The 1,148-nt window shown below is 59.1% G+C and carries 2 protein-coding genes; both read left to right on the forward strand.

Annotated elements, in window-relative coordinates; translation table 11 throughout:
- The first annotated feature begins 69 nt into the window (after positions 1-69).
- Positions 70-357, forward strand: a complete 288-nt coding sequence (locus tag B2G71_RS23550; RefSeq protein WP_098109092.1) for a hypothetical protein — start codon at positions 70-72, stop codon at positions 355-357.
- Positions 358-425: 68 nt separating this feature from the next.
- Positions 426-1,148 (forward strand): IS5 family transposase gene (locus tag B2G71_RS23555; protein WP_098109093.1). Its coding sequence is split into 2 segments (ribosomal slippage), with 724 coding nucleotides annotated over them: positions 426-759 and positions 759-1,148; the frame shifts between segments, so codons are not numbered across the junction. This gene is flagged as partial in the annotation.

Here is a 1,148-nt window from a genome sequence, read left to right on the forward strand (position 1 = left end):
CTAGGCCGCAAACTCATAAAGCGAGATGAGATGTTGCGGACAGCGCGGGCGACGAGCTAGCTTGGTCCAATGACGACCGACCTTCTTATCGATGGCATGCTTTCGGGTACGGGCGTGCGTGATGTGGCTGCGGGCGGATATGTCACGCCCGATGCCATAGGTCTGTCTGCACAACTGGCTGCGGATTTAGCTGCTTGGCAGAAAAGGTATGAAGACGCCCATTTTGCAGGTTTTCCCGTCAACGACGTGGCTGCATTGGATGCCGATGGCCTTGCTCTCACATCGCGCGTGCGCGGTGAACTTAGCGATAGAAGCATCGGCTACTTCTCGAACGGCCGAATGGAGCGGCTGGACTAAGCCAAGTTCGAAATGGTTGAGGTTTTGAGGCTGACGTGATTCAGCGTCTCCATTGAGATGGAGGCTTGATGGCACGGCGGCGATACGAACTTACCGACAGGGAATGGGCGATTATCGAGCCACTGCTGCCGAACAAACCGCGCGGCGTTCCTCGTGTTGATGACCGGCGGGTATTGAACGGCATTCTCTGGCGGTTCCGCACCGGCTCGCCTTGGGCGGAAATACCCGAGCGCTATGGCCCTTCGACGACCTGCTACAACCGGTTCGTCCGCTGGCGCAAGGCCGGGGTGTGGGATCGGCTCCTCGCTACGGTTTCCGCCGCCTTCGAGGGCGAAATTGTAATGATCGACTCCACCTGTGTCCGCGTCCACCAGCATGGTGCGACAGGTAAAAAGGGGGAGCCGGTGATCGTGGCATGGGACGTTCCCGAGGCGGCCTCACGAGCAAGATCCATGCACTCGTTGATGCTGACGGTCGTCCCGTTGCTCTGCGACTGACCGGCGGGCAGGTCCACGACAGCCAGGAAGCGGAAGCCCTACTTGAGGCCATGCCCGAAGGCGCCACATTGCTGGCCGATAAGGGATATGACAGCAATGCCATCCGTGAAGCCGCCGCCAGCAAGAACGCTTGGGCAAACATCCCCTCGCGATCCAATCGCAAGCAACGCTTCGCCTTTTCGGGCTGGGTCTATCGCCAACGCAATCTCGTCGAGCGCTTCTTCAACCGAATCAAACACTTCCGCGGCATTGCCACACGATACGACAAGTGCCCCGACAACTATCTCGCAGCTG

This window comes from Novosphingobium sp. PC22D (genome assembly GCF_002556635.1).
In the GTDB taxonomy this organism is placed as follows: Bacteria; Pseudomonadota; Alphaproteobacteria; order Sphingomonadales; family Sphingomonadaceae; genus Novosphingobium.

Bases quoted from the DNA above. Each gene is read 5' to 3' on its own strand.
- B2G71_RS23550 (WP_098109092.1), top strand. From the start codon at position 70: ATGACGACCGACCTTCTTATCGATGGCATGCTTTCGGGTACGGGCGTG.